Source organism: Herbaspirillum chlorophenolicum (genome assembly GCF_001189955.1).
Classification (GTDB): domain Bacteria; phylum Pseudomonadota; class Gammaproteobacteria; order Burkholderiales; family Burkholderiaceae_D; genus Herbaspirillum; species Herbaspirillum chlorophenolicum.
In genome coordinates this window covers 26,468-51,631 of record NZ_LFLT01000020.1, presented here as the reverse complement: position 1 = coordinate 51,631, position 25,164 = coordinate 26,468, and the positions used below count along the sequence as shown (strand labels likewise).

The following is a 25,164-nucleotide window of genomic DNA, read 5'->3' as shown; positions in this document are numbered from 1 at the left end:
GCAGGCGCCGGCTACGCTTTACCTATGCCGCACCAGGAATACCGAACCATGACCACCATCGCCACCAGCCCCGCCGCAGCCATGCCACTGGCCGAACCGACACCGCAGCAACTCAGGCGCGAACTGCGCGCCGCCGACACCCGCAAGCGCGTCGCCGCCCTGGCGCTGATCGCGCCGCTGGCGATCTTCCTGCTGCTGACCTTCGTCGCGCCTATCGTGGCGCTGCTGCAGCGCGCCGTCGAAAACCCCGAAGTCGCCACCACGCTGCCGCGCACCGTGGCCGTGCTGGCCAAATGGGACCGCAAGGCGCTGCCGCCCGACCAGGCCTTTGCCGAACTGGCCGAAGACCTGGCGCGCGCCAAGGAAGACACCACCGCCGGCCAGCTGGCGCGCCGTATCAACATCGAACTATCCGGCGCGCGCTCGCTGATCATGGGCACCACGCGCGCCATGCCTTTGCGCGATGCCGAAGGCAAGCCATTGCCGCCGCCCGCCGCGAAAGACGCCCTGATCGCCCTCAATGCGCAATGGGGCCAGCCGGACGTCTGGCGCGTGATCGCGAAGAACGGCTCGCTCTATTCCCCCTATTACCTGCTGGCTTCGATGGACCTGCGCCAGAACGTCTACGGCGACATCGTCCAGGCCGATCCCGACGCCTCCATCTACCGCACCATCTTCGGCCGCACGCTGTGGATGAGCGCGGTCGTGACCGTGATCACGCTGCTGCTGGCCTATCCGCTGGCCTACTGGCTCTCCACCATGAGCGAGCGCCGCGCCAACCTGCTGATGATCCTGGTGCTGATCCCGTTCTGGACCTCGATCCTGGTGCGCGTAGCAGCTTGGATCGTACTGCTGCAATCCGAAGGCCTGGTCAACAAGGCGCTGATGCTGGTGGGCATCACGCACGCGCCGCTGGAGATGGTATTCAACCGCGTCGGCGTGTACATCTCGATGACGCACATCCTGCTGCCCTTCATGATCCTGCCGCTGTACAGCGTGATGAAATCGGTGCCGCCAAGCTACCTCAAGGCGGCCGTGTCGCTGGGCAGCCATCCTTTTTCCGCGTTCTGGCGCGTGTACGTGCCGCAGACCTATCCCGGCATCGGCGCCGGCGTGCTGCTGGTGTTCATCATGGCCGGCGGCTACTACATCACGCCGGCGCTCTTGGGCGGCCCCAATGAGCAAATGGTGAGCTACTTCATCGCCTATTTCATCAACACCACCATCAACTGGGGCATGGCCTGCGCGCTGGGCGCGCTGCTCCTGACCGGCACGCTGGTGCTGTACGGCGTGTACCGCCGCTTCGCCAAAATCGATGCCGGCATCGGCTGACGCGCCGCAGACCAACACGGGGATCACCATGAACAAACTACCTCTCTTTCCGCCCTATGTCTCGCTGGCCGAGCGCCTGTGGTTCTTCGTCTCGCGCAGCTTCAACCTGCTGGTGCTGCTGTTTCTGGTCTTGCCGATCCTGGTGATGATCCCGCTGTCGTTTTCCGACAGCAGCTTCCTGATGTATCCGATCAAGGGCGTGTCGCTGCGCTGGTACCAGAACCTGTTCGCCTCCGACGACTGGATACGCGCGGCGCAAAACAGCTTCATCGTCGCCCCCGCCGCCACGGTGATCGCCACCGTGCTCGGCACGTTGGCGGCGGTCGGCCTGAACAAGGCCGACTTCCGCGGCAAGGGCGTGCTGATGGCGGTGCTGATCTCGCCCATGATCGTGCCGGTGGTGGTGGTCGGCGTGGGCGTGTATATGTTCTTCGCGCGCATCGGCCTGTCCGACAGCTACCTCGGCCTGATCCTGGCGCACGCGGCGCTGGGCGCCCCTTTCGTGGTCACCACCGTACTGGCCACGCTGCAGGGGTTCAACCACAACCTGGTGCGCGCCAGCCTGAGCCTGGGCGCCGGCCCCTTGCGCACCTTCTTCCGCATCACGCTGCCGGTAATTGCGCCAGGCCTGATCTCCGGCGCGCTGTTCGCCTTCGCCACCTCCTTCGATGAAGTGGTGCTCACGCTGTTCGTGGCCGGCCCCAACCAGGCCACATTGCCGCGCCAGATGTTCGCCGGCATCAAGGACAACATCAGCCCGACCATCGCCGCGCTGGCGACGATCCTGATCATCTTCTCGACCTGCCTGCTGCTGGCGCTGGAGTGGCTGCGCGGCCGCAACAAGGCGGCCGCGCGCTTCTGACTTATATTGAGGACACCACCATGCTGCAACTGAAAGACCCTTCCCTGCTGCGCCAGCAAGCCTACCTCAACGGCCAATGGCGCGATGCCGACGACGGCGCTGCCTTCGATGTGTTCAACCCCGCCAACGGCGAACGCCTGGGGCAGGTGCCGCAGATGGGCGCGGCCGAGACGCGGCGCGCCATCGAAGCCGCCAACGCCGCCTGGCCGGCCTGGAAAAAGAAAACCGCCAAGGAACGCAGCGCCATCCTGCGCCGCTGGCATGAGCTGATGCTGGCCAACGCCGACGACCTGGCGCTGATCATGACCGCCGAACAGGGCAAGCCGCTGGCCGAAGCGAAGGGCGAGATCGGCTACGCCGCCTCCTTCATCGAATGGTTCGCCGAGGAAGGCAAGCGCACCTATGGCGACACCATCCCATCGCCCTCGCCGTCCAGCCGCATCGTGGTGATCAAAGAAGCCATCGGCGTATGCGCGGCCATCACGCCGTGGAATTTCCCGGCGGCGATGATCACGCGCAAGGCAGGCCCGGCGCTGGCCGCCGGCTGCCCGATGGTACTGAAGCCGGCCGAAGCCACGCCGTTCTCGGCGCTGGCGCTGGCAGTGCTGGCCGAGCGCGCGGGTATCCCGGCCGGCGTGTTCAGTGTCGTGACCGGTTCGCCCAAGGACATCGGCGGCGAGATGACGTCCAACCCCATCGTGCGCAAGCTGTCCTTCACCGGCTCTACCGCAGTGGGCAAGCTGCTGATGCAGCAATGCGCTTCCAGCATCAAGAAACTGTCGCTGGAACTGGGCGGCAACGCGCCCTTCATCGTGTTCGATGACGCCGACCTGGATGCCGCGGTCGAAGGCGCGATCGCCTCCAAGTACCGCAATGCCGGCCAGACCTGCGTATGCGCCAACCGCCTCTACGTGCAGGACGGCGTCTACGATGCCTTCGCCGCCAAACTGGTGGCGGCAGTGCAAAAGCTGAAGGTAGGTGACGGCATGGAGCAAAACACCACGCAAGGGCCGCTCATCAATGAGCAGGCGGTGCAAAAGGTCGAGCAGCATATTGCCGACGCCGTGGCCAAGGGCGCCCGCGTGCTGCTGGGCGGCAAGCGGCACGCGCTGGGCCACGGATTCTTCGAGCCGACCGTGCTGGCCGACGTCACGCCGGCCATGCAGGTGGCGCGCGAAGAAACGTTCGGCCCGATGGCTCCGTTGTTCCGCTTCAAGACTGACGAAGAAGCCGTGGCGCTGGCCAACGATACCGAATTCGGCCTGGCCAGCTATTTCTACTCGCGCGACATCGGCCGTATCTGGCGCGTGGCCGAGGGATTGGAGAGCGGCATGGTGGGCATCAACACCGGCCTGATCTCCAACGAGGTGGCGCCCTTCGGCGGCGTCAAGCAATCCGGCCTGGGGCGGGAGGGATCGCACTATGGCATCGATGACTACCTGGTCATCAAGTACCTGTGCATGGGTGGCATCTGAGCAGACGCCGGCGTTGCCGGTATAGGGCGGAATCATCGCCGTCGTCCTGACTTGTGTCAGGACGACGGTACTGAGAGAACCAGAATCTATCCGCGCCCCATCTTTTCCAGCAGCATCGCCTTCACCTCCGGCCATTCGTCATCGATGATGGAAAAGCGCACCGAATTGCGCTTGCGGCCATCCGGCATGATGCGCTCATGGCGCACGATGCCCTCCTGCCGGGCCCCGAGACGCAGGATGGCGGCGCGCGAACGGTCGTTGAGTTCATCGGTGGTGAACTGCACCCGCACGCAATCCATCCCTTCGAAAGCATGCCGCAACAACAGGTACTTGGCCTCGGTATTGACGCCGGTACGCTGGAACGATTCCGACAGCCAGGTATGGCCGATCTCCAGCTTGCGGTTGGCGGCATCCATCTTCCAGAAACGCGTGGTGCCGATGATTTTCCCGCCGGTCCGCTCCATGATGATGAAAGGCATGACGGTACCGGCCATGCGCCCTTCCAGCGCGGTGGCGAGGTATTTGTCGATCGTCTTTTCTCCGGGTACCACTGTCAGCGTCATGTTCCACAGCTCGCCGTCGGCAGCGGCATCGAGCAGGGCCTGGCGATGCCCGGCCTCCAACGGCCGGAGTTTAATGAGGGCGCCGGTGAGCACCGGCTGCGGTGGAAGGAAAGCGGACATGCGGCTCCGGGGCAAGTTGAAATGGGGCAGGCAATGCCATGATGCCGCACCGCTCATTCGCGCGCGATGAACAGATACGCGCAAATGCCGGCGCAACAGATGCCAAGCGGCCCTGCCCAACCCGGTCAGCGCGCCGGCAAACCCTTGATGAAGTCCCTCAACTGCTGCACATAAAACCGGGCCATGCCGGTCGTGCCGTGGCCGCGCGTCTGTGCGCTGGCCGGGATCAGCAGCAGTTGGGCATTGGGCATGTCCTTGAGTATGTCCTGCAACAGGCCGGTTTCCGGCGGATTGCGTTCGTCGTCGGCGGAATTGATCACCAGCAGCGGCACCTTGATCTTCGGCAAACCCGGCATGGCGTTGTAGTCGGCCGAGGAGCCCCACTGGTAGATGAAGTCGTTGGCGTCCGCCGTCACCGGCGCGGCCAGGCGCTCATCTACCAGCTTGTCGGCCTGCGCATGGGTGCCGGCGATCTGCTGGTAAGCCAGCGTGCCCCCGTTGGTAGCGATCACGAACATGTTGTTGGCCAGGCGCAGCGAAGGCGGCTGCACGGTGTAGTTACCGTTGTTCCAGGCCGGGTCCTGCTTGATGGATTCCACCAGCATGCGCCGCATCATCCAGTTGCGGCTGGACATTTCGGTGGGTTGCGACGCCATCGGCACCAGCGCATCGGCGAAGCCGGGATAAGTGCCGCCCCACAGCCAGGTCTGCATGCCGCCCATGGAGTTGCCGATGATCAGGCGCAGGTGCTTGATGCCCAGCCCTTCCGTCAGCATGCGGTATTGGGCCAGCACCATGTCGGCATAGTTGTACTGCGGAAAAGCGGCGCGCAGGCCGTCCGAGGGCTTGGTCGATTTGCCCACGCCGATGCCGTCCGGGATCACGATGAAGTATTTGCTGGCGTCCAGCGGCTGGCCCGGGCCGAACAGCTCACCGCCGAAATCCTTGCCCAGCATGGCGCCGGCGGCCTGGTAGGTGCCGTGCAGCACCAGCACGGCCGGATTGTCGCGGCTGCCGATGGTGACGTAATGCAGGCGCAGATTGTCCAGCGACTGGCCGTTATGGAAGACGAAGGTCGGCGCGACCCAGTCGCCCTCCATCGGTGCGGGATGGCCGGCAGCACCCGCCGGCGACGACGCGCACAGGCCGATGGCCGCGGATGACAGCAACACGCCGGCAACATGCCGGCTGTAGGAAAACAGGTTCATTGGAATCCTTGTTGGCAAATACCAGATGCGAAAAGCGCCATCCTAACCGCGCTCTCCGGGTAGTGCAAAACTGCAACGCAACATCAACCGCCGAGGCAGCCCCGTTCAGGCGGGAACATGGGCCATGGTGGCCTGCATCAGCGCGATCACCTTGCTGCCGTCCGCTGTCAATGCGTGGACTTCACCGGTGCAGACCGCCAGCGACTTTCCCGAACTCTGCACACGGCCGATCGCCAGAAAGCGTTCGCCAATGGCCGGGCGCATCAGGTTGATCTTGAATTCGACGGTAACTACCTCGCAGCCGGCGGGCGCTTTCGTCAAAGCGGCGTAGCCGCAGGCGCTGTCGACGATGCTGGTGGTCGCGCCGGCATGCAGGTAGCCGTGCTGCTGCGTCAGGTGTGGGGAAAAAGGCAGGGCGATATGCACCTCCCCTTCGGTCACCGACACCAGCTCGGCGCCCAGCGTCTTCATCAGGCCCTGGGCATTGAAACTGGCGGTGATCCGCTCTTTGATACTGCTCATCTGGATGGTCTCCCTGTATTTTTTTGGTTTAGGTGGCCACCCATCGGCGGCCGAGATGTAACAACTGTAAGAGATCGCTTACAAAATCTTGCAACCGGAAACTATCCGCCATGTAAAGATCTACAGCATATCCGCCTGTATCCGGATTTCAACACAGACCGGGCACTGCGGCAGAACTCCCCCACTTTCAGAAAAAACGTCACCATGAAAACATTCCACAAAATGACCGTCATCTCCGTCACCGTCTGTGCTCTGACCGTATTGAGCGGCTGCAGCAACATGTCGCGACGGGACAAGAATACCGCCGTCGGCGCCGGTGTCGGCGCGGTGGCCGGCGCCATCCTGACCGGCGGCAGCGGCATCGGCACGGCCGGCGGCGCTGCGGTTGGCGGGGTGATCGGCCACCAGATCGGCAGGTAATCCATCCCGGCTCCATCGAAAGCCCGAACAAGCCGCTTCACCAAACCGTCATATTTCCTGTCCATACTTGCATGCTTGAACCATACCGGGCGGCGCCATCGCTGGCGCCGCCCGGTTTTCTCGTCGCAATAAGGCTGGTATCCATGGCATTGACTCTTGAAGACATCGACCTGCTGTTTCAGCGGCATGGTGACACGCAATACACCGGCGAACCCGTCACGCAGCTGGAGCATGCGCTGCAAACCGCCGCCCTGGCGGAACGGGAAGGCGCATCGCCCAGCCTGATCGTGGCCAGCCTGCTGCACGACCTGGGCCATATGCTGGAAGACAATGGCGCTACACCGACCATGGCCGGCATCGACGACCTGCACCAGTACCGTATCCTTCCCTTCCTGCGCCAGCTGTTCGACGAAGACGTACTGGCGCCCATCCGCCTGCACGTTGATGCCAAGCGTTATCTGTGCGCGGTCGATCCGGCTTACTTCTCCGCCCTTTCCGACGATTCGGTGCGCAGCCTGAAGCTGCAAGGCGGCATCTTCGATGAAGAAGAGGTTCGGGATTTCATCGCACGGCCCCATGCGGCCGATGCCGTCAGGTTGCGGCGCTGGGACGACCTGGCCAAGGATGCAGGATGCGCCACGCCCGATTACGCGCACTTCTCGGCTTATTTCACCCAATGCCTGCGGGCATCCGCGACCTGATCCCTGGCGCGGGAAATGCCCGCACGCGTCATTCCTTCTCCGACACGCACTCCACCGGCAAGGCCTCGGCATGCCATTGCAGCATGCCGCCGGCCAGGTTGGCCACTTTCCCAAAACCCGCCTTTCCCAGCATCGTGCAAGCTTGTGCCGAACGGACGCCCGAGCGGCACACCGCCACGACCGGCCGTTCGCGATCCAGCTCCGCCAGCCGCTCCGGCAACTGCGACAAGGGGACCAGCCGCGCACCGGGAAGATGACCCAGCCGGTCGATGAATTCCGACTCCTCGCGTACGTCCACGATCTGCACAGCTGCAGCATGCTCCAGCAACGCCATCGGCGCGATCTCCCAGACACCGCTGAAGCGCAAGGTCAGCGGCGCCCAATCGGGCATGTCGATCGGCGGCGCATCACCCTCGGGACGGCCGCAGCGCAGATTGGCGGGCACCGCAAGCGCCATCAGCTTGGGATGCGGGAGGTTCAGATTGCTCATGTAGCCGACGAAATCGCCAACATCCACCCCGCCGCCCAAACGCGGGTTGAACAGGCGCTCTTCGGCCACGCTGGTGACGGTGACGCCCCGGTAGTCGTGCGCCGGATACAACAGGCAGGCATCGGGCAGCGTCAGGATCTGCTCTCGCACCGAGGCGAACAGCTGGCGCGGATCGCCCTGCTGGAAGTCGGTGCGTCCGCAACCGCGGATCAGCAGGCTGTCGCCGGTAAAGGCCATGCTGCGGTCGTCCAGCACATAAGTCAGGCAACCGCTGGTGTGGCCGGGCGTGGCGCGCACTTCCAGATGGCGTGAGCCGAAGGCAATACGGTCGCCATGGCTGAGCGGGCGGTCCGCCAGCTCGGCGCCGGCAGCCTGCGCCACGGCGATGGCGCTGCCGCAACGTTCATGCAGGCGCCAGGCGCCGGTGACGTGGTCGGCATGCACATGGGTATCAAGAGTGGCCAGCAGGCTCAGGCCAAGCTCATCCAGCAGCGCCAGATCGCGCGGAACCTGTTCGTAGACCGGGTCGATCAGCAGCGCCTCGCCGCCATCGCCAAGCAGGTAGGTGTAGGTGGACGAGGCGGCATCGAACAATTGGCGAAAGATCATGGTCGGGGACGTGGAACGCAAAACGAAAAAGGAGCGCAGCGCATGCCGCGCCGCAATTTTTCCATCATATCAAACCGCTTGGGCAACGCAGCGTTCATCTGCACAACCATCCCGGGCAGCGGCCACCGCTGCTGCATTTTGTGTTTGACAAAGCCAAATTTAAGTCGCATTCTGTATACAGAACACGATAAAAGACCAACAAGATATCCACGGCAACCAACCATCAACAGAGGAGACAAGCATGCAACTCACCCCCCAGCAGCTCAAGGATTTCGATGAACTGGGCTACCTGTTCCTGCCCGAATGCTTCAACGCCGACGAAATCGCGCTGTTGAAGCAGGAAGCCGCCAACGTGCTGTCGCAGCAGCGCCCTGAAATCTGGCGCGAAAAGAACGGCGCGCCGCGCACCGCCTTCGCCGCCCACACCTATAACGACGCCTGCAACATCCTGGCCTCGCATCCGCGCCTGGTGAAGCCGCTGCAGCAGTTGTTCGGCGAAGACGTCTACGTACACCAGTTCAAGATCAACGCCAAGGCCGCCTTCACCGGCGAAGTCTGGCAATGGCACCAGGACTTCCCCACCTGGCATGCCGACGACGGCATGCCGGAAGCGCGCGCGATGAACATCGCCGTGTTCCTGGACGAAGTGATGCCGATCAACGGCCCGCTGATGCTGGTGCCGCGCAGCCATAAATCGGGCGCGCTCAAGTCCGAACACGACCTGGAAACCACCTCGTATCCGCTGTGGACGCTGGACCAGCCTACGGTCACCGAGATGGTGGAAAAGAACGGCATCGTCACCCCCACAGGCCGTGCGGGCGGCGTGCTGATGTTCCACGCCAACCTGGTACATGGCTCGGCCGGCAACATCACGCCTTACCCGCGCCGCATCGTCTACCTGACGCTCAATGCAGTCTCGAATGCGATCCAGAAACCGACCCGTCCGGAATTCATCGCGCATCAGGATTTCACGCCGGTCAAACCCACCGCCGACGACGCACTGGCCCGCTACACCGGCAAGAAGGCGGCATAAGGCTTTTCGTTCTCCCTCTTCCCATCTGCCGGCGCGCAATGCGCCGTGCGGATGGGCGGACTTCCACAGTCCGCGCCTTGGCCGCCCGGCCAGGCAAACGCATCGCCACATCCGCATCGGAAACAGGCATGGCGATGCGCGCAATCGGTAATTGGCAATCGGCAGCACCGCAATGCGCTTCACCCTTCGCACCTCGCCCTACCTGCATCTCGTAGCCACCCGGCCGTGTTGCCTGCGGCCGTATATAAAAAGCCAACGGAGACACCCATGAAGCATGTCAACTCACGCCGCGACTTCCTCAAAACCGCCTCGGCAGCATCGCTCGCCCTTGCCGCCGGCGGATGGTCGCAACACGCAAACGCCGCCGAATTCGTCCTGAAATACGCCAACAACCTGGCCATGACGCACCCGATGAACATCCGGGCCGCCGAAATGGCCAAGGCGATTTCGGAGCAATCCAAGGGCCGCATCGAACTGCAGATCTATCCCAACAACCAGCTCGGCGGCGACACCGACATGCTGGCCCAGGTGCGCTCGGGCGCCATCGACATGTTCACCCTGTCCTCGCTGACGCTGGGTACGCTGGTGCCGATAGCGCAGATTTCCGGCATGGGATTCGCCTTCAAGGACTACGACACGGTCTGGGCCGCGCTGGATGGGGATCTCGGCACCCACATGCGGCAAGAGATCCAGGGCAAGTCGACCCTGTTCGCCTTCGAGAAAATCTGGGACAACGGCTACCGCCAGATCACCAACAACACCAAGTCCATCCACACCCCGGACGATCTCAAGGGCATGAAGCTGCGGGTACCACCCAGCCCCTTGTGGACCTCGATGTTCAAGGCGCTGGGCGTGTCGCCCACCAGCATCAATTTCGCCGAGGTCTATTCGGCGCTGCAGACCGGCATCGTGCAGGGCCAGGAGAATCCGCTGGCGATCATCTATACCAGCAAGCTCTATGAAGTGCAGAAATACTGCTCGATGACCAACCACATGTGGGACGGCTTCTGGATGCTGGGCAACAAGAAGTCCTTCGAGCGCCTGCCCAAGGACTTGCAGGAAATCGTCCGCGTCAATGCCAACGCCGCCGGCATGAAGCAGCGCGAAGACGTGCGCAAGCTCAACGAGTCGCTGGCCGGCGAACTCAAGGCCAAGGGCATCCAGCTCAACGACGCCGACCATGAGGCCTTCCACGCCAAGCTGAGGCAGGTGAAGTTCTACGACGAATGGCACAAGAAATTCGGCGACCAGGCCTGGAGCATCCTGGAGAAGTACAGCGGCAAGCTGTCCTGAAGACAGGTTTCAGGCAGGAAAAACGGGCGCATGGCAGATTTTTGTCATGCGCTTGTTGCATTTCTGGGGCATCATCCCGCAACATCGTGCAGCCGCCTGGCACATTTGCTCACCATGGCAGCCATCACAGCACGTCCAATCAATAAATAATATGCAGCCGCGAATTGCCCATGGAAATCCTGCACAACATCAATCTCGACTCGTTGCTCGACACGGCCATCAGCCTGACCGCCGCCTTCATCCTGGGCGGCGCGATCGGACTGGAACGCCAATACCGCCAGCGTACCGCCGGCCTGCGCACCAATGTGCTGGTGGCGCTGGGTGCGGCCGTATTCGTCGACATGGCCAACCGCATAGGCGGGCATGAAGGCGCCGTGCATGTGGTGGCGTATGTGGTATCCGGGGTGGGCTTTCTCGGCGCAGGCGTGATCATGCGAGAGGAAGGCAATGTACGCGGCATCAACACCGCAGCCACACTATGGGGTTCGGCCGCGGTGGGTGCGGCAGCCGGCGCCGACCTGATCCTGGAAGCCATCGTCGCCACCATTTTCGTGCTGGCCGCCAACACGCTGCTGCGCCCGGTGGTCAACACCATCAACCGCAAGCCGCTGGACATACCGTCAGTGGAAGTCACCAATACCCTGCACCTGATCGTCGACAGCGAACACCAGAAGCACGTGCTGGCGCAGGTCAACCAGATGCTGGAACAAAGCCATTACCCGACGCACGACCTGGAGATACGCTCGTTCACCGAAGATGAGGTGGAAATCGAAGCGACGCTGGCCGCCACTTCGGTCGACGGCGACGAGCTGGATGCCCTGATTGCCCGCCTGCAGTCGCTGCCGGCAGTCAAGCAGGCCTTCTGGAGCCCCAGCACCACCGACTGAAGCGGCCGCACGGCATGGCGGACAGACAGGCTACGCGCGGCGCCGGCATGCGTTATCATCGGCAGCTTCCGCCGCCTTCTTTTCTCCTGCCATTGCCGCCATGCACCTGATCGACTGGTCCGCCGTCCTCGCCGTTTTTTCCGTCTATATCACTGGCGTCATCATCCCCGGCCCCAACTTCGTGGCGGTACTGCATAAGGCCGCCTCCTCCACCCGTTCGGCGGCATTGGCGATGGTGGCCGGCATCGTGCTGGTCAACCTGTTCTGGGCCACCTGCGCCATCCTAGGCGTAGGTATCGTGTTCGCCACTTTCCCCTGGGTGGCATTGATCGTGAAAGTGCTTGGCGCGGCTTACCTGCTGTGGTTCGGTTCTCGCCTGATCTCCAAGGCCAACGAGAAGCAACCGGGCGCAGCCGCCGAGATGGCGCAGACCGACGACCTGAAGTCGTCCTTCGTCCAGGGTTTCCTGACCAATATCGTCAATCCGAAATCGATGGCATTCTTCGCCGCCGTGTTCGCTTCGGCAGCGCCGGCGCATGTATCGTGGCCAACTTTCGCGGCCATGCTGGGTGTGGTGCTGGTGGTGGCAGGAAGCTGGTACAGCTTCCTGGCGCTGGTGATGTCGCACGGCGGCGTCGCCGCGCGCTACCGCAAGAGCGCGGTAATGGTCGACCGCTTGTGCGGCAGCCTGATTGTGTTCCTTGGGATTCGCCAACTGATCCGCTAACGCCGGGTATCGCTTCCCTCTTCCCCGACTAGACCCTGGCCCGCGCCAACCCATAGCAACGCGCGGCGGTCCCACCCCACAATTGCTCCTGCTCGGATGCCGACAAGCGCGTCTCGGCCCATTCCCTGACCACCGCCACCACGCGCGCATAAGATGCCGCCAGCAGGCACACCGGCCAATCCGATCCGAACATCAGTCTTTGCGCACCGAAAGCGTCGAGCGCGGTATCCAGGCACAGCACAATGTGCTCGTAATCCTTGGGCCGCAGACCGCGTATCCAGTCCGCTTCGGTCACCAGCCCCGACAATTTGCAAGCCACATGCGGCAACGCGCCCAGCGCGCGCAGTTCGCGCCGCCATTCGGCATAGGCCGCCTCCCCCTTGCCGAACTCGGCCAGGGCCGGCTTGCCCAGATGGTCCAGCACCAGCCAATGGGCGTCGTGGCGCGCGCAGAATGCCTGGATCGCCGGCAACTGGCGCTGGTACACCAGCACATCGTAGACCAGGCGCTGCCCCTGCAGCCAGGCCACGCCACGGTTGAAGCCGGGCTGCGCGACGAAGGCGGCGACGTCGCTCTCATCCTGGATCTGGTGACGGAACCCCAACAGCTTGTCGCGCCCCCATTCACCGACACGGTCGGCAAGCTGCGCGCAGGAAATGTCTTCCCAACCGACCACACCGGCAATGTGCACATCCTGGCGCGCCAACTCCAGCAGAAAACCGGTCTCCTCCCGCCCCGCGCGCGCCTGTACTGCAATCGAGGTATCCAACCCCTCGGCCATGAGCACCGGATGCAGTTCGGATGGCATACGGTCTTTCGCCAGCAGCTCCATGCCCCGGCCTATCCACGGATAGTCTTCAGGGCGATAGCGCCAGAAATGCTGGTGGGCATCGATGCGTTGCGGTTTCATGCGTCAACTTTCAGACAGCGGCGGGCAAAAGGAAAACGGGTACGCCAGACGGGGAGATCCGGCGCACCCGCAAAGGCCATACTCAGTCGTACAGCACTGCAGCGATCTTGGGATCGTCGATATTGGTCTTGTCGTACCAGTAGAAGCCGGTGTCGATGATCTTCGGCAGTTTTTCGCCCTTGATCGCCTTGACCGCCGCTTCCACCGTCTTGTAGCCGATGCCCACCGGGTTCTGGGTAATGGCGCCGGCCATCAGGCCTTCGCGGATCGCATCCTTCTGCTGCTTGCCGGAGTCGTAGCCGATGATCACGATCTTGCGCTTCATTTCCCGCACGCCATTGACCACGCCGACGGCAGAGCCTTCGTTGGTGCCGAACATGCCCTTGAGCTTGGGGTAAGCCTGCAGGATGGACTTGGTGACTTCGGTCGACTTCAGGTGGTCGCCGCCGCCGTACTGCACACTGACCACCTTGATCTTCGGATAGGCGGACTTGATACGTTCAAGGAAACCGTCGCGGCGGTCGATCGCGGTGCGGCTGGTCTGGTCGTGCGCGACCACGGCCACTTCGCCTTCCTTGCCGATCAGGTCGGCCATCTTGTCGGCGGCCAACGCGGCGGCAGCCTTGTTGTCGGTGGTGGCAGTGGTGACCGGGATGTCGCTGTCAACACCGGAGTCGAACGCCACCACGGGAATCTTCGCGGCCTGCGCCTTCTTCAGCAGCGGCAGCGCGGCCTTGCTATCGAGTGCGGCGAAGCCGATGGCTTGCGGCTTCTTGGCCAGGGCGGCCGAGAGCATGTCGATCTGCTTGTCGACCATGGCTTCGGTTTCCGGGCCTTCGAAGGTCACCTTGACCTTGTAGTCCTTGGCCGCCTGCTCGGCGCCGGATTTCACCGCTTGCCAGAACTGGTGCTGGAAGCCCTTGGAGATGAGGGGAATGTAGGTTTCCTGCGCTTGCGCGCCGGCCGTACCGAAGGCCAGGGCCAGGCCGAGGGCTGTGCCGAGTAGCTTGCTCTTGATCACGTTGAGTCTCCTTTTGTTATCGATGATGGAGTGCCGGTTGCCCGGCGCGGGTTGAAAACGTCGTTCAGGTACGCCGGCGGCGGCGCAGGATATCCAGGTACACCGCCAGGATGATGATCACGCCGGTCACCACCGTCTGCCATTCCTGCGCCACCGACATGATGCGCAGGCCGTTGACCAGCACGCTCATGATGAAGGCGCCGATGATGGTGCCCAGGATGGTCCCGGTGCCGCCCGACAGCGAAGTGCCGCCGATCACTACCGCGGCGATGGCGTCCAGCTCATAGCCCTGGCCCAGCGCCGGCTGTGCCGAGTTCAGGCGGGAGGCAATGATCAGGCCGGCGATGCCGCAGATGGCGCCGGAGAAGGTATAGACCGCAACCTTCCAGAAATCGACCTTCACGCCCGACAGCCGCAGCGCTTCCTCGTTGCTGCCCAGGGCGAAGGTATAGCGGCCGAACACCGTCTTGTTGAGGATGATGGAAGAACCGATGGCCACCAGGAACAGGATCAGCACCGCATTGGGAATCGGCAGCGACGGGATCAGGTCGCCGATCAGCGAATCCTGGGCGATGGCCGAGAAACCCTCGGTGTCGTTGAAATAGATCGGACGGGTGCCGGAGATCACCAGCGACAGGCCCTTCAACAACATCATCATGCCCAGCGTGGCGATGAAAGGCGGCACCTTCAGCTTGGCAATCACCATGCCCGAAACCCAGCCCGACAAGGCGCCGAAGAACAGCGCGGCGGCAATGCCCAGCGGCAGCGGCATGCCCCAGTTGGTCAGCACCACGCCGGTCATCACGGCGCAGAAGGTCATCATGGTGCCCACCGACAAGTCGATGCCGGAAGTAATGATGACGTAGGTACAGGCGATCGCCAGCACGCCGTTGACCGCGGTCGATTGCAGGATGCTGACCAGGTTGTCCACTTCCATGAAGTTGGGCGAGGCCACGCTGAAGAAGATCATCAGCAACAGCAGGCTGGCGAAAGCCAGCAGCTTCTGGCGTGCGACCGGGTTGAAGAAGCGTTCGCGGAAACCGGAGCGCGCAGCGGACGTGTCGGGATTAGCCATGGATGGGGAAGATACGGAAGTAGCTGGATGAATGTGGTTAGCCATGATCGCCTGGGAGCCTGTGGATTATTGGACGACGGCCGATTCGCGCTGGGTGGCCAGTTGCATGATCTTTTCCTGGGTCGCTTCGGCAGCGGACAGCTCGCCGGTGATGCGTCCTTCGCACATGACCAGCACGCGGTGGCTCATGCGCAGCACTTCAGGCAGCTCGGAAGAGATCATCACGATCGCCTTTCCCTGCGCCGCCAGCGCGTCGAGCAGCTTGTAGATCTCGCTCTTGGCGCCGATGTCGATGCCGCGCGTGGGCTCGTCGAAGAACAGGATGTCGCAATCGCGCAAGAGCCATTTGGCAATCACGATCTTTTGCTGGTTGCCGCCCGAGAGCAAACGCGCCTGCTGCTCCACCGATGGCGTCTTGATCGCCAGTTGGCGCACGTAGCCTTGCGCGGTTTCCCGGATGGCGCGCTGGTCGAGGAACATGCCGCGCCGGGTGAAGCGGCCCATGCTCGACATGGCGATATTGGCCTGCACATCCATGCCGGTGGCCAGGCCGAAATGCTTGCGGTCTTCCGAGAGATAGCCGATGCCATGCGCCACTGCATCGGCCGGCGACTTGATCATGGCGCGGCCGCCGTGGATGAAGATTTCGCCGGCGTCCAGCGGGTCGGCGCCGAAAATGGCGCGCGCCACCTCGGTGCGGCCGGCGCCCATCAATCCTGCAAAGCCGAGGATCTCGCCGCGCCGCAGCTTGAAGCCGACGTCACGAATCGCCCGCCCGCGCGACAGGCCGCGCACTTCCAGCACCACCTCGTTGGCCGAGGTGTCGGGCGGCACACGCTGCGCACCGTCGAGCTGGCGGCCGACCATCATCGAGATGATGGTGTCCATCGACGTGCCTTCCATCGGCACGGTGGCGACGTATTTGCCGTCGCGCATGACGGTGACGCGGTCGGCGATCTGGCGCAACTCGTCCATCTTGTGCGAGATGTAGACGATGCCTACCCCCTGCGCCTGCAGGTCGCGGATGATGCGGAACAGTTCTGCGATCTCGGCGTTGTTGAGGGCCGCAGTCGGCTCGTCCATGATCAGCACACGCGAATCGAAGGACAGCGCCTTGGCGATTTCCACCATCTGCTGGCGCGCCACGGTGAGCTGGCCGACCGGCGTGCGCGGGTCGAGGTCGAGCCGCATGCGGGCGAAAATGTCGGCGGCCTGGCGATTGAGCTGTTCTTCGTCGATGAAGAGGCCGAAAGCTTTCTTCGGCTCGCGCCCGATGAAGATGTTCTGCGCGGCCGACAGGTGGTTCATCAGGTTCAGTTCCTGATGGATGATGCCGATGCCCAGCGCCTGCGCCGCGCGCGGCTCATCGATCTCGGCCGGACGGCCGTCGATCAGGATCTCGCCGCTGTCCTTCTGGTAGACGCCGGAGAGAATCTTCATCAGCGTCGACTTGCCAGCGCCATTTTCGCCCATCAGCGCGTGCACCTCGCCCGGCACCAGGTCGAACTGGCAATTGTCCAGCGCCAGCACGCCGGGAAAGCGCTTGCTGACATTGCGCAGCACGATCAACGGTGGCGGTGGCGGCGGCGCCTGGCTGGTGTTGTTTGTCTCTTGATGTTCTTGCATGCTCACCTCGGTTGCATAGCGGCTCTTCTAAGTAGCCGTCTGCGTGTCTTCCCTATTGGTTTCCAATCGTTTTCCGACCGGGTCCCGACTTTCGCCGGAATGGCAGCGACGAATCAGTCCTGCGTGGAAAGATCGAATATCTTTTCCATCGCAATCCACTTCTGCCCTGCCGGCGTCCATGGCGTAGGCGCCTGGAAACGCCACATCAGTTCTTCCCACTCGCGCACCTTCGGGTCGTTCTCCATCGCTGCTGCCATTGCCGCCGCGTCATAGACCGCATCGTCGGTTTCCATCACCATCGCCATGCGCGTCCCCAGCCGGTAGATCTCCATGCCGGTCACGCCGTGATGCCGCAAGTGCTGCGCGATTTCCGGCCAGATGCGGCGGTGATGCGCTTCATACTGTGCGATCAGCGCGGCGTCATCTTTCAAATCCAGTGCGAGCAGGTGGCGCATGGATCAACTCAATGCCCGGTCAAGATGGGTGTATCCGCCGTCGACGAAAATCCATTGGCCGGTGGTATGCGACGAACGTCCCGACAACAGGAATACCGCCATGTCGGCCATTTCCTCCGACGTGGTGAAACGCTTGCCCAGCGGAATCTTGCTGGTGATCGCATCGAGCTTTTCCTGCGGGTTGTCGAAAGTCGCGATCCACTTTTCATACAGTGGCGTCATCACTTCGGCCGGGATCAGTGCATTGACGCGCACGCCGTCGTTGAGCAATGCTGCCGCCCATTCGCGCGTGAGCGACAGTTGCGCGCCCTTGGAAGCGCAATAGCCGCTGGTGTTGCCCTGCCCGGTGACGGCGGTCTTGGACGAGACGTTGACGATGGCGCCGCGCGTGGCTTTCAGGTGCGGCACGCAGTAATGCGCCATCGTGTAGTAATGGATCAGGTTGCGTTGCAGGGAGGCGACGAAGGCATCCTGCCCGGCATCCAGGCCGACGCTGTCGTTGACGCCGGCATTGTTGACCAGGCCATCCAGGCGGCCGAAGCGCTTGACGGTTTGCTCTACGGCGTCGCGGCAGGCAGCGTCGTCCTGCAGTTCCAGCCTGAACAGCGCGGCATGCGGCTGCAGCTGTTGCAGACGGCGCCAGAAATCGGCATCGGGCTCGCTGCGCGCGAACACCACGGGAATGGCGCCCTCGGCCGCCAGTTGCATCGTGATCGCACCGCCGATGCCGGAAGCGCCGCCGGTCACGATCACCACTTTGTCTTGCAGGTTCAAATCCACTTCTGTCTCCGTTTGCTTTTTGTATTTGTTCAGCTTGCCGGGTGGATATGCTTGCCGCCTTATCCGCGGAAGCGGTATTGCTCCAGCGATTCCGGTTTCATCTCGATCGAGAATCCCGGCAGGCTGGGCGGCATGTAGGCCGCATTCTTCACCACGCAGGGATCGACGAAGTGCTCGTGCAGGTGGTCGACGTATTCGGTCACGCGCCCTTCCTTGCTGCCCGAGATGCAGAGGTAGTCGATCATCGACAAGTGCTGCACGTACTCGCACAGGCCCACGCCGCCGGCGTGCGGGCACACCACCAGCTTGTATTTGGCGGCCATCAGCATCACCGCCAGGATTTCGTTGACGCCGCCCAGGCGGCAGGAATCGATCTGCGCCACGTCGATCGCGCCGCGCATGATGAACTGCTTGAACAGCACGCGGTTCTGGCACATCTCGCCGGTGGCGACCTTGACCGCGCCGATGCCTTCGCGGATCTTACGGTGGCCTTCGACATCGTCCGGGCTGGTCGGCTCTTCGATGAACCAGGGCTTGGCGAAGGCCAGCGCGTTGACCCAGTCAATCGCCTGGTCGACTTCCCATACCTGGTTGGCGTCGATCATCAGCTTGCGGTCCGGACCCAGCACTTCGCGCGCGATGGTGACGCGGCGCTTGTCGTCGGCCAGGTCGCGCCCGACTTTCAGCTTCACATGGTTGAACCCCTGGTCGATGGCTTCCTGGCACAGGCGGCGCAGCTTGGCGTCGTCATAGCCCAGCCAGCCGGCCGAGGTGGTGTAGCAGGGATAACCTTCCTGCTGCAGCGTACGGATGCGCTCGGCCTTGCCGGCTTCCTTCTCGCGCAGCAGCGCCAGCGCCTCATCGGGCGTGATGCAGTCGGTCAGGTAACGGAAGTCGATGGTGCGCACCAGTTCTTCCGGCGACATGTCGGCGACCAGTTTCCACAGCGGCTTGCCTTCGGCCTTGGCCCACAGGTCCCACGCCGCGTTGACGACGGCGCCGGTAGCCAGGTGGATCGCGCCCTTGTCCGGACCGATCCAGCGCAACTGGCTGTCGGAGGTAACGTGGCGCCAGAAGCGGCCCATGTCGGCGGCAATCCATTCCAGCTCCAGGCCCACCACGAGGTGCTCCATGGCCTTGATGGCGGCACAGCAGATCTCATTGCCGCGGCCGATGGTGAAGGTCAGGCCGTGGCCCTTGAGCTTGTCGTTATCGGTATCGAGGATGACGTAGGCAGCGGAATAATCCGGGTCCGGATTCATCGCATCCGAACCGTCCAGCGATTGCGAGGTGGGGAAACGCACGTCAAGGACGCGCATGGCAGTGATCTTGGTCATCGTCAGTTGTATGGGTTACTGGCGGCAGCCATATAACTCACAAATAAAATTTATTTTCATATATGAGTTATAGAGAATACTCGTTATTCTCCCATAGCCATCACACTGAACCGATGATGTTTCAATCGCTACCGATATCAAAATGAGGATGTCAAAACGACATCAATACACAATCAATAAAAAATACTTTTACAAATAAAATATCTTGTCTTATACAATCTTCTAAAATCTGCGGCGAAAAACATCCGCTCAACCAGCCCGGAGACAGGCAATTCAACAGGCCACGCCGCCATGCCCAGAACCAGAAAAATCACGACACCTGAATCCGCCGCCGTCCAGACCGTATCGGAAATCGACAACGATGCCGCAGCCGATAACGCCAAGAACCGCTATGCGGCTCCTGCGCTGGACAAAGGGCTGGATATCCTGGAGTTGCTCAGCCGCTCCGAGCAGATGCTGACGTTGAACCAACTCTCCAGACAGCTCGGCCGCAGCGTCAATGAAATCTTCCGCATGGTGGTCACGCTGGAGCAGCGCGGCTACCTGATTGCCGACAACGACCACTACCGCCTCTCGCTCAAGCTGTTCGAGCTGGCCCACTATCACCAGCCGATCCGTTCGCTGGTCAGTACCGCCCTGCCGCATATGCGCGAGCTGGCCAGCCGGTCCGTGCAATCGACCCACCTGACGGTCTACGAGGCCGGCCGCGTGATCGTGGTGGCCCAGGTCGACAGCCCCGAGCGCTGGGCCTTCGGCCTCAAGGTGGGCGCACTGGTGAGCCTGACCGACACCGCGTCCGGCCACGTGCTGCTGGCCTTTCGCGACGACGCCGAACGCGCCAGCATGCTGGCGGCCCATGTGCGCATGGACGGCGAACAGGAGATCGAAGCGGCACAGCTGATGCGCCAGATCGAAGACACCCGGAAACGCGGGCATTCGCGCATGGACAGCCGCCAGATCCGTGGTGTGGTCAACCTTTCCTATCCGGTCATGGGCGCCAACAACCGCATGCTGGCGGCACTGAACGTGCCTTACATCGAACGCATCGACAAGAAGGTCAACCCCAGCCTGGATGAAGTACAAGGCATCGTGCAGGAAATCTCGGCGCGGCTGTCGCGGCTGATGGGCGACTCCAGTTTTGGTTCATAAGCGGGCCTCATGCCCCTGAATGCCGGTTCGCCGAAGACCGGAGAAAATCAGCCGCCGAACCGCACTTCGGGCAGACCCCGTACGCCATTGACCGGTACCGAGAACAAGGCGCCGGCCAGCGCATCGCGTGCACGCTTGTCTTGCGGCATGCCTTCATGCGCAGTAGTGACATAGAGCGTATCGAGATCCGGCCCGCCAAAGGCGACGCAACTCGGTTGTTCGGTCGGCATCTCGACGATGCGGTCGATGCTGCCGTCAGGTGCGAAGCGCACCACGCGCGATCCGCCCCATTGCGCATTCCAGAGATAACCTTCGGCATCCACGGTGGAACCGTCGGGACAGCCGGGCTGGCCCGCAAAATCGGCAAACAAGCGCTGGTTGGTCACTGCGCCGCTGTGCACGTCGTAGTCGCAGCACATGATCCTGTTCTGCATGGTGTCGCAGTGGTACATCACACTGCCATCCGGACTGAAGCAAATGCTGTTGGAAATCGCAATGCCAGGCAAGGAAAGCCGCTCCAGCGTGAGATCGGTATTGAGGCGATAGAAGCTGGCGATGGGAGCGCGGCCAGGATCTTCGTTGAGCGTGCCGAAGACGAAACGTCCTTGCCGGTCGCAACGGCCGTCATTGAGCCGGGTCGTCGGCAAATCGTCCTCAATGCGGCAGATCGGCCCCATGCTGCCGTTGCCCAGATTGAAGAAAGCCAGGCGCGATTCCAGCCCGATCAGCAATTGCTCGGCATCGGCGGTAAAGGCAAAGCAGCACAGGCGTTCCGGCATGCCCCAACTGCGCGTGGCGCCGCTGCCGGGATGATGGTTCCACAGCCTGGATGCGTGAATATCAGTCCAGAACACCGACTGCGAGCGCTCGCACCACAGCACTCCTTCGCCCAATTCATGACGTCCATCGACTACCAGTTGCGCCTTCATCAACACTTCCTCACATTGCGTCATTCACAATCGCGCCCGCCATCATGGCAAACGCACACGTATTCTTGTTGCTACCGACATCGGAACAAGTAAAAAAGGGCAGGCTTGCGCCTGCCCTCAAACTACATCAAGACCACCTCAGGAAGGATTACTACACTACATCAGAACGAGTGGGCGATACCGAAGTACCCACCAGTTTGACTCAAGCCTGCGACACCGGTCTGGCTACCCCATTCCAGCGCTTCCGACGAATTGCCGTTGTTGCGGACGGTACCCACATCAAAGTACAGCAGGGTACGCTTGGACAGGAAATAGTTCACGCCGGCCAGATACAGGTTGGCGCTGCCGCCGCCGTTGTTATAGCTGGCATGGAAGTAGCCACCGACCAGTTGCAGCTTCGGATTCAGATCATAGTTAACGCCGATCCACTCGTGGTTAACCTTGGTGATGCCATTGCTTGCAGGAATATTGGTGGTACCTGCAGGATCAGAGCCCGAAGAATCGGCCTTCAGGTTTTCATAACCCAGGAAGATCTTCAGCTTGTCGATCGTGTAAGTACCACCCAGGATGAGCTCCTTGGAGTGGGCAAACACGTTGGTGTAATTACCGTTCGCGTCGCGCACTACGTCATAGATCGCGCGCAGTTCCAAACCGTTCTTTTGATAGGCCAGCGAGATACCGTCCTTGCGACCATCCGAAGTACCGGTGGTAGTGATATTGCCACCGCTGATGGAGCCGGCCTTTTCGCCCAGGCTGGTCTGCACATTCACGGTGAAACCAGCCATGTCCGGGCTGTTGTATTCAATGATGTTGCTGGCGCCCGGCCAGTTGCGCTGGTTGACCAGGACGGAAGTACCGATAGCCTGCTGGCCGGTCGGGTCCAGGAACCAGATGTCATTGTTGATGAACAGGTTCTTACCCAGCTTCAGGGAGCCGGTGGACGCCGACGACAGGCCGACGTAGGAACGGCGATTGAACAGCGCGCTACCGTTGCTGGTATCGCTGCCGTTGAAGCCCCCCTTGGTTGAATTGAAGCCAGACTCCAGCAGGAAGAAGGCATTGGTACCGCCGCCCAGGTCTTCCGTACCCTTGAAGCCGATCATGCTGGTGCCCCATTGGTTGTTGGCGGCGCTCCACTTGGTGCCCTTGCCGTTGGGACCTGCATTAGTCTGAAAATCAACGCCAGCAACAACACGACCATAAATGGTCACGCTGGTCTGCGCTTGCGCCTGTGCCGAAAATGCTCCCAGAAGCGCGAGCGCGCACAGGGTCTTTGCTCCAATAAAGGATGGCTTCACTTGCTTCATGAATAGTCTCCGTGGATATTGCTGTTTAAATTTTTTTCGTCGGTGGGCTTTGGTCGTGCAAGCTCGCACTCTTGACCATTCGGACCTGACTCGATCCTGACAGTCTCCCAACTTTTTGTTTATGGTGCTGCCCGACCTTCTCTACCCATCCCAAACGCTGCGTTCGTTTATTTTTGCGTGCTTGGAATGTGGCTAGATACTAAGTATTCGGTTCATGTCTTTCCAATGAATTCTTTCGCAATTCCGATATGCGATTTGATATCATCATTCGCAGCAAAAAATTCCAAGTAAAAAATTTAAAACAAAGGCTCCGCGGAGGCATATGAAAAACAGTGACCCCAACTGGTTTCTCCGGGCGCGATTGAAGACACGCCAACTCCTTCTGCTAATCGCCCTCGACGACACACGCAACATCCACCGCGCCTCCAGCGAGCTGAACATGACCCAGCCGGCCGCCTCCAAGCAGCTCAAGGATCTGGAAGACATGCTGGGAGTCTCGCTGTTCGAACGCTTGCCGCGCGGCATGCGGCCTACCATCTACGGCGAGGCGATGATCCGCCACGCGCGCATGGCGCTGACCAGCCTGTCCAAGGCGCATGAAGATATCGTGGCGCTGAAGTCCGGCCTCTCGGGCCAGGTGGATGTGGGTGTAATCCTGTCGCCGGGCATGGCGCTGCTGCCTCCGGCGATTGCACGCGTGAAGGAACAGGCGCCGATGCTGCGCATCGGCGTGGAAGTGGAAAGCAGCAACATCCTGCTGTCGCGGCTGCTGCACGGCGAACTGGATTTCATCATCGGCCGCATTCTCGATGAAGAAGCCAAGCACGGCCTGCACTACCAGGAACTGGCCGACGAGCCCGTGTGCGCCGTGGCGCGCGTAGGCCACCCGTTGCATGCGCACACCGACCTCAAGCTGTCGGACCTGGCCAACGAACCCTGGATCCTGGCACCCAAAGGCAGCATCTTGCGCGCGCGCTGCGACCAGATGTTTCGCGAGGAAGGCCTGGCGCCGCCATCCAATGTGGTCGACACCACTGCGATCCTGTTCATCACCAGCCTGTTGCAGCAAACCGACTTCCTGTATGCCATGCCGACCGAAGTCGCACGCTATTACACCCAGGCACGCCTGATGGATATCCTCCCCATCGAACTGCCCTGCCGCATGTCCGGCTTCGGCATCATCACGCGCCAAGACAACCTGCTCTCTCCCGGCGCCACCATGTTGCTGCAGGCGATACGCGAAGTCGCGAAAATGATCTACTAAGCGGCGCAGCGCTTCTTTGCGACACATTATGCTGCCGGCCGACGGCACCGCGACGCGGAGTTTTTTTAAGAAATGTAAGGAAGAGTAAGCCAAACTGAAATGCTGTATTGAATACTGATCGAATGCGGCATCGGCACCACACTCCAGGCATCGCCCACAGCATTGCTACCTCCCGGAAATGAAAAAGAGCCGCCATCCGGGCGACTCTTTTTCATTGGCGGGCAACCGGGATATCAGTTTCGATATCCGGCAAACAGCATCACACCCATCCGGCATCGACGATGAATTCCTGCGCCGTGCACATTGCACTATCGTCGGCTGCCAGGAACAGCACCATGCGCGCCAGGTGCCAGGGCAGCAGTTCTCCTTGCAGGCACTGATTGCGCGCGATCGCCTTCTTGCCCTCTTCATCCAGCCACAGCTTGATCTGGCGCTCGGTCATGACCCAGCCCGGCGTGACGGTGTTGACGCGGATCTTATGCGGGCCGAGGTCGCGCGCCAGGCCGCGGGTCAGACCCAAGGTCGATGCCTTGGCCGTGGTGTAGACCGGGAAGCCACCGCCGGACTGATGCCAGCTGATCGAACTGAAGTTGATGATGGAACCGCCACCGCGGCGCTTCATGCCTTCCACCACCGATTGCACGGCGAAGAAGGACGGGCGCTGGTTGATGGCGATGCGGTCGTTCCAGTAATCCAGGGTCACCTCTTCCAGCTTGTGGCGCTCGTCGTTCGCGGCATTGTTAACCAGTACGTCGAAATCGCCGACCTCGCCATGCAGCTCGGCAATGGTTTTCTGGAAAGCAGGAATGTCGCGCAGGTCGCAATGACGGAACAACGGCCTGGGAAAGCCCGCTTGCGCCAGCTCCTGGCACAGCGCTTCGCTGGGCTCTTTCGCAATATCGACGAAGGCTACATGCGCGCCCTGCTCGGCAAAAGCGCTGACGATTGCAGCGCCGATACCGGTACCGCCGCCCGTGATGAAAACGCGCTTTCCCTTGAGGCTGGGGAAGCTGGCGAGTTGTGCGTTGCTGCTCATCTTTTCTCCTTGGTGGCCGGCCTCATGGCGACG

25 protein-coding genes are annotated in these 25,164 nt (G+C 61.9%); 11 read left to right on the top strand and 14 right to left on the bottom strand.

The features are described from left to right. Positions 1 to 48: 48 nt before the first annotated feature. From AKL28_RS13665 to gabD, 3 genes are read left to right on the top strand one after another with little or no spacing between them, the layout of a single operon-like run. Positions 49 to 1,332 carry an ABC transporter permease gene (locus tag AKL28_RS13665; protein ID WP_050468706.1) on the top strand — a complete coding sequence of 428 codons (1,284 nt, stop codon included), beginning with the start codon at positions 49 to 51 and terminating at the stop codon, positions 1,330 to 1,332. 28 nt (positions 1,333 to 1,360) lie between these two features. Beyond that, positions 1,361 to 2,194 (top strand): ABC transporter permease, encoded by an 834-nt coding sequence (locus AKL28_RS13660; RefSeq protein WP_050468738.1) that lies wholly within the window; start codon positions 1,361 to 1,363, stop codon positions 2,192 to 2,194. 20 nt (positions 2,195 to 2,214) lie between these two features. After that, positions 2,215 to 3,669, top strand: a complete 1,455-nt coding sequence (gene gabD / locus AKL28_RS13655; protein ID WP_050468737.1) for an NADP-dependent succinate-semialdehyde dehydrogenase — start codon at positions 2,215 to 2,217, stop codon at positions 3,667 to 3,669. 86 nt (positions 3,670 to 3,755) lie between these two features. Here gabD and AKL28_RS13650 read toward each other — a convergent pair whose 3' ends face one another. From AKL28_RS13650 to AKL28_RS13640, 3 genes are all read right to left on the bottom strand, one after another. Next, complete coding sequence (locus tag AKL28_RS13650; RefSeq protein ID WP_050468705.1) at positions 3,756 to 4,352, bottom strand: GNAT family N-acetyltransferase; 597 nt, start codon at positions 4,350 to 4,352, stop codon at positions 3,756 to 3,758. Between the two features lie 125 nt (positions 4,353 to 4,477). Further along, positions 4,478 to 5,560 carry an alpha/beta fold hydrolase gene (locus tag AKL28_RS13645; RefSeq protein WP_050468704.1) on the bottom strand — a complete coding sequence of 361 codons (1,083 nt, stop codon included), beginning with the start codon at positions 5,558 to 5,560 and terminating at the stop codon, positions 4,478 to 4,480. A gap of 105 nt (positions 5,561 to 5,665) precedes the next feature. Beyond that, positions 5,666 to 6,082 carry a PaaI family thioesterase gene (locus AKL28_RS13640; protein ID WP_050468703.1) on the bottom strand — a complete coding sequence of 139 codons (417 nt, stop codon included), beginning with the start codon at positions 6,080 to 6,082 and terminating at the stop codon, positions 5,666 to 5,668. A gap of 204 nt (positions 6,083 to 6,286) precedes the next feature. On the opposite strand from AKL28_RS13640, the gene AKL28_RS13635 reads away from it, so the two are divergent. Further along, positions 6,287 to 6,502, top strand: a complete 216-nt coding sequence (locus AKL28_RS13635; protein ID WP_050468702.1) for a glycine zipper 2TM domain-containing protein — start codon at positions 6,287 to 6,289, stop codon at positions 6,500 to 6,502. A 143-nt stretch (positions 6,503 to 6,645) separates the two neighbouring features. After that, positions 6,646 to 7,203 (top strand): phosphonate degradation HD-domain oxygenase, encoded by a 558-nt coding sequence (locus AKL28_RS13630; RefSeq protein WP_050468701.1) that lies wholly within the window; start codon positions 6,646 to 6,648, stop codon positions 7,201 to 7,203. Between the two features lie 28 nt (positions 7,204 to 7,231). Here AKL28_RS13630 and AKL28_RS13625 read toward each other — a convergent pair whose 3' ends face one another. After that, a complete protein-coding gene (locus AKL28_RS13625; protein ID WP_050468700.1) occupies positions 7,232 to 8,302 on the bottom strand; it encodes an MBL fold metallo-hydrolase in 1,071 nt (356 codons plus the stop codon). Positions 8,303 to 8,543: 241 nt separating this feature from the next. On the opposite strand from AKL28_RS13625, the gene AKL28_RS13620 reads away from it, so the two are divergent. From AKL28_RS13620 to AKL28_RS13605, 4 genes are all read left to right on the top strand, one after another. Continuing rightward, positions 8,544 to 9,335 carry a phytanoyl-CoA dioxygenase family protein gene (locus AKL28_RS13620; RefSeq protein WP_050468699.1) on the top strand — a complete coding sequence of 264 codons (792 nt, stop codon included), beginning with the start codon at positions 8,544 to 8,546 and terminating at the stop codon, positions 9,333 to 9,335. A gap of 267 nt (positions 9,336 to 9,602) precedes the next feature. Further along, positions 9,603 to 10,628, top strand: coding sequence for a TRAP transporter substrate-binding protein (locus AKL28_RS13615; protein ID WP_050468698.1), 1,026 nt, complete (start codon positions 9,603 to 9,605; stop codon positions 10,626 to 10,628). A gap of 170 nt (positions 10,629 to 10,798) precedes the next feature. Further along, positions 10,799 to 11,515: an MgtC/SapB family protein gene (locus AKL28_RS13610; protein ID WP_050468697.1), complete on the top strand. Its 717-nt coding sequence runs from the start codon at positions 10,799 to 10,801 to the stop codon at positions 11,513 to 11,515. Positions 11,516 to 11,621: 106 nt separating this feature from the next. Then, positions 11,622 to 12,242, top strand: coding sequence for a LysE family translocator (locus AKL28_RS13605; RefSeq protein ID WP_050468736.1), 621 nt, complete (start codon positions 11,622 to 11,624; stop codon positions 12,240 to 12,242). Between the two features lie 28 nt (positions 12,243 to 12,270). Here AKL28_RS13605 and AKL28_RS13600 read toward each other — a convergent pair whose 3' ends face one another. From AKL28_RS13600 to AKL28_RS13570, 7 genes are all read right to left on the bottom strand, one after another. Continuing rightward, complete coding sequence (locus AKL28_RS13600) at positions 12,271 to 13,152, bottom strand: L-fucono-1,5-lactonase (protein ID WP_050468696.1); 882 nt, start codon at positions 13,150 to 13,152, stop codon at positions 12,271 to 12,273. An 82-nt stretch (positions 13,153 to 13,234) separates the two neighbouring features. After that, positions 13,235 to 14,173 carry an ABC transporter substrate-binding protein gene (locus AKL28_RS13595; protein WP_050468695.1) on the bottom strand — a complete coding sequence of 313 codons (939 nt, stop codon included), beginning with the start codon at positions 14,171 to 14,173 and terminating at the stop codon, positions 13,235 to 13,237. 64 nt (positions 14,174 to 14,237) lie between these two features. Next, positions 14,238 to 15,293 (bottom strand): ABC transporter permease, encoded by a 1,056-nt coding sequence (locus AKL28_RS13590; protein WP_050468694.1) that lies wholly within the window; start codon positions 15,291 to 15,293, stop codon positions 14,238 to 14,240. 21 nt (positions 15,294 to 15,314) lie between these two features. Next, on the bottom strand, positions 15,315 to 16,874 hold the full coding sequence (locus tag AKL28_RS13585; protein ID WP_050468693.1) for a sugar ABC transporter ATP-binding protein: 1,560 nt from the start codon (positions 16,872 to 16,874) through the stop codon (positions 15,315 to 15,317). Between the two features lie 113 nt (positions 16,875 to 16,987). Continuing rightward, positions 16,988 to 17,329: an L-rhamnose mutarotase gene (locus AKL28_RS13580; RefSeq protein WP_050468692.1), complete on the bottom strand. Its 342-nt coding sequence runs from the start codon at positions 17,327 to 17,329 to the stop codon at positions 16,988 to 16,990. A gap of 3 nt (positions 17,330 to 17,332) precedes the next feature. Further along, positions 17,333 to 18,109, bottom strand: coding sequence for an SDR family oxidoreductase (locus tag AKL28_RS13575; RefSeq protein WP_050468691.1), 777 nt, complete (start codon positions 18,107 to 18,109; stop codon positions 17,333 to 17,335). A 59-nt stretch (positions 18,110 to 18,168) separates the two neighbouring features. Beyond that, positions 18,169 to 19,446, bottom strand: a complete 1,278-nt coding sequence (locus AKL28_RS13570) for an L-fuconate dehydratase (RefSeq protein WP_050468690.1) — start codon at positions 19,444 to 19,446, stop codon at positions 18,169 to 18,171. Positions 19,447 to 19,737: 291 nt separating this feature from the next. On the opposite strand from AKL28_RS13570, the gene AKL28_RS13565 reads away from it, so the two are divergent. After that, positions 19,738 to 20,595 (top strand): IclR family transcriptional regulator, encoded by an 858-nt coding sequence (locus AKL28_RS13565; protein WP_050468689.1) that lies wholly within the window; start codon positions 19,738 to 19,740, stop codon positions 20,593 to 20,595. A 47-nt stretch (positions 20,596 to 20,642) separates the two neighbouring features. Here AKL28_RS13565 and AKL28_RS13560 read toward each other — a convergent pair whose 3' ends face one another. Together AKL28_RS13560 and AKL28_RS13555 are read right to left on the bottom strand one after the other, a co-directional pair. Next, complete coding sequence (locus AKL28_RS13560) at positions 20,643 to 21,524, bottom strand: SMP-30/gluconolactonase/LRE family protein (protein WP_050468687.1); 882 nt, start codon at positions 21,522 to 21,524, stop codon at positions 20,643 to 20,645. A 161-nt stretch (positions 21,525 to 21,685) separates the two neighbouring features. Further along, a complete protein-coding gene (locus tag AKL28_RS13555) occupies positions 21,686 to 22,831 on the bottom strand; it encodes a porin (protein ID WP_050468686.1) in 1,146 nt (381 codons plus the stop codon). A 322-nt stretch (positions 22,832 to 23,153) separates the two neighbouring features. Here AKL28_RS13555 and AKL28_RS13550 point away from each other — a divergent pair, with 322 nt between their 5' ends. Beyond that, positions 23,154 to 24,095 (top strand): LysR family transcriptional regulator, encoded by a 942-nt coding sequence (locus tag AKL28_RS13550; protein ID WP_050468685.1) that lies wholly within the window; start codon positions 23,154 to 23,156, stop codon positions 24,093 to 24,095. Positions 24,096 to 24,354: 259 nt separating this feature from the next. Here the strand turns inward: AKL28_RS13550 and AKL28_RS13545 are convergent, their stop codons facing one another. Further along, a complete protein-coding gene (locus AKL28_RS13545; RefSeq protein WP_050468684.1) occupies positions 24,355 to 25,131 on the bottom strand; it encodes an SDR family NAD(P)-dependent oxidoreductase in 777 nt (258 codons plus the stop codon). Between the last annotated feature and the right edge of the window lie 33 nt (positions 25,132 to 25,164).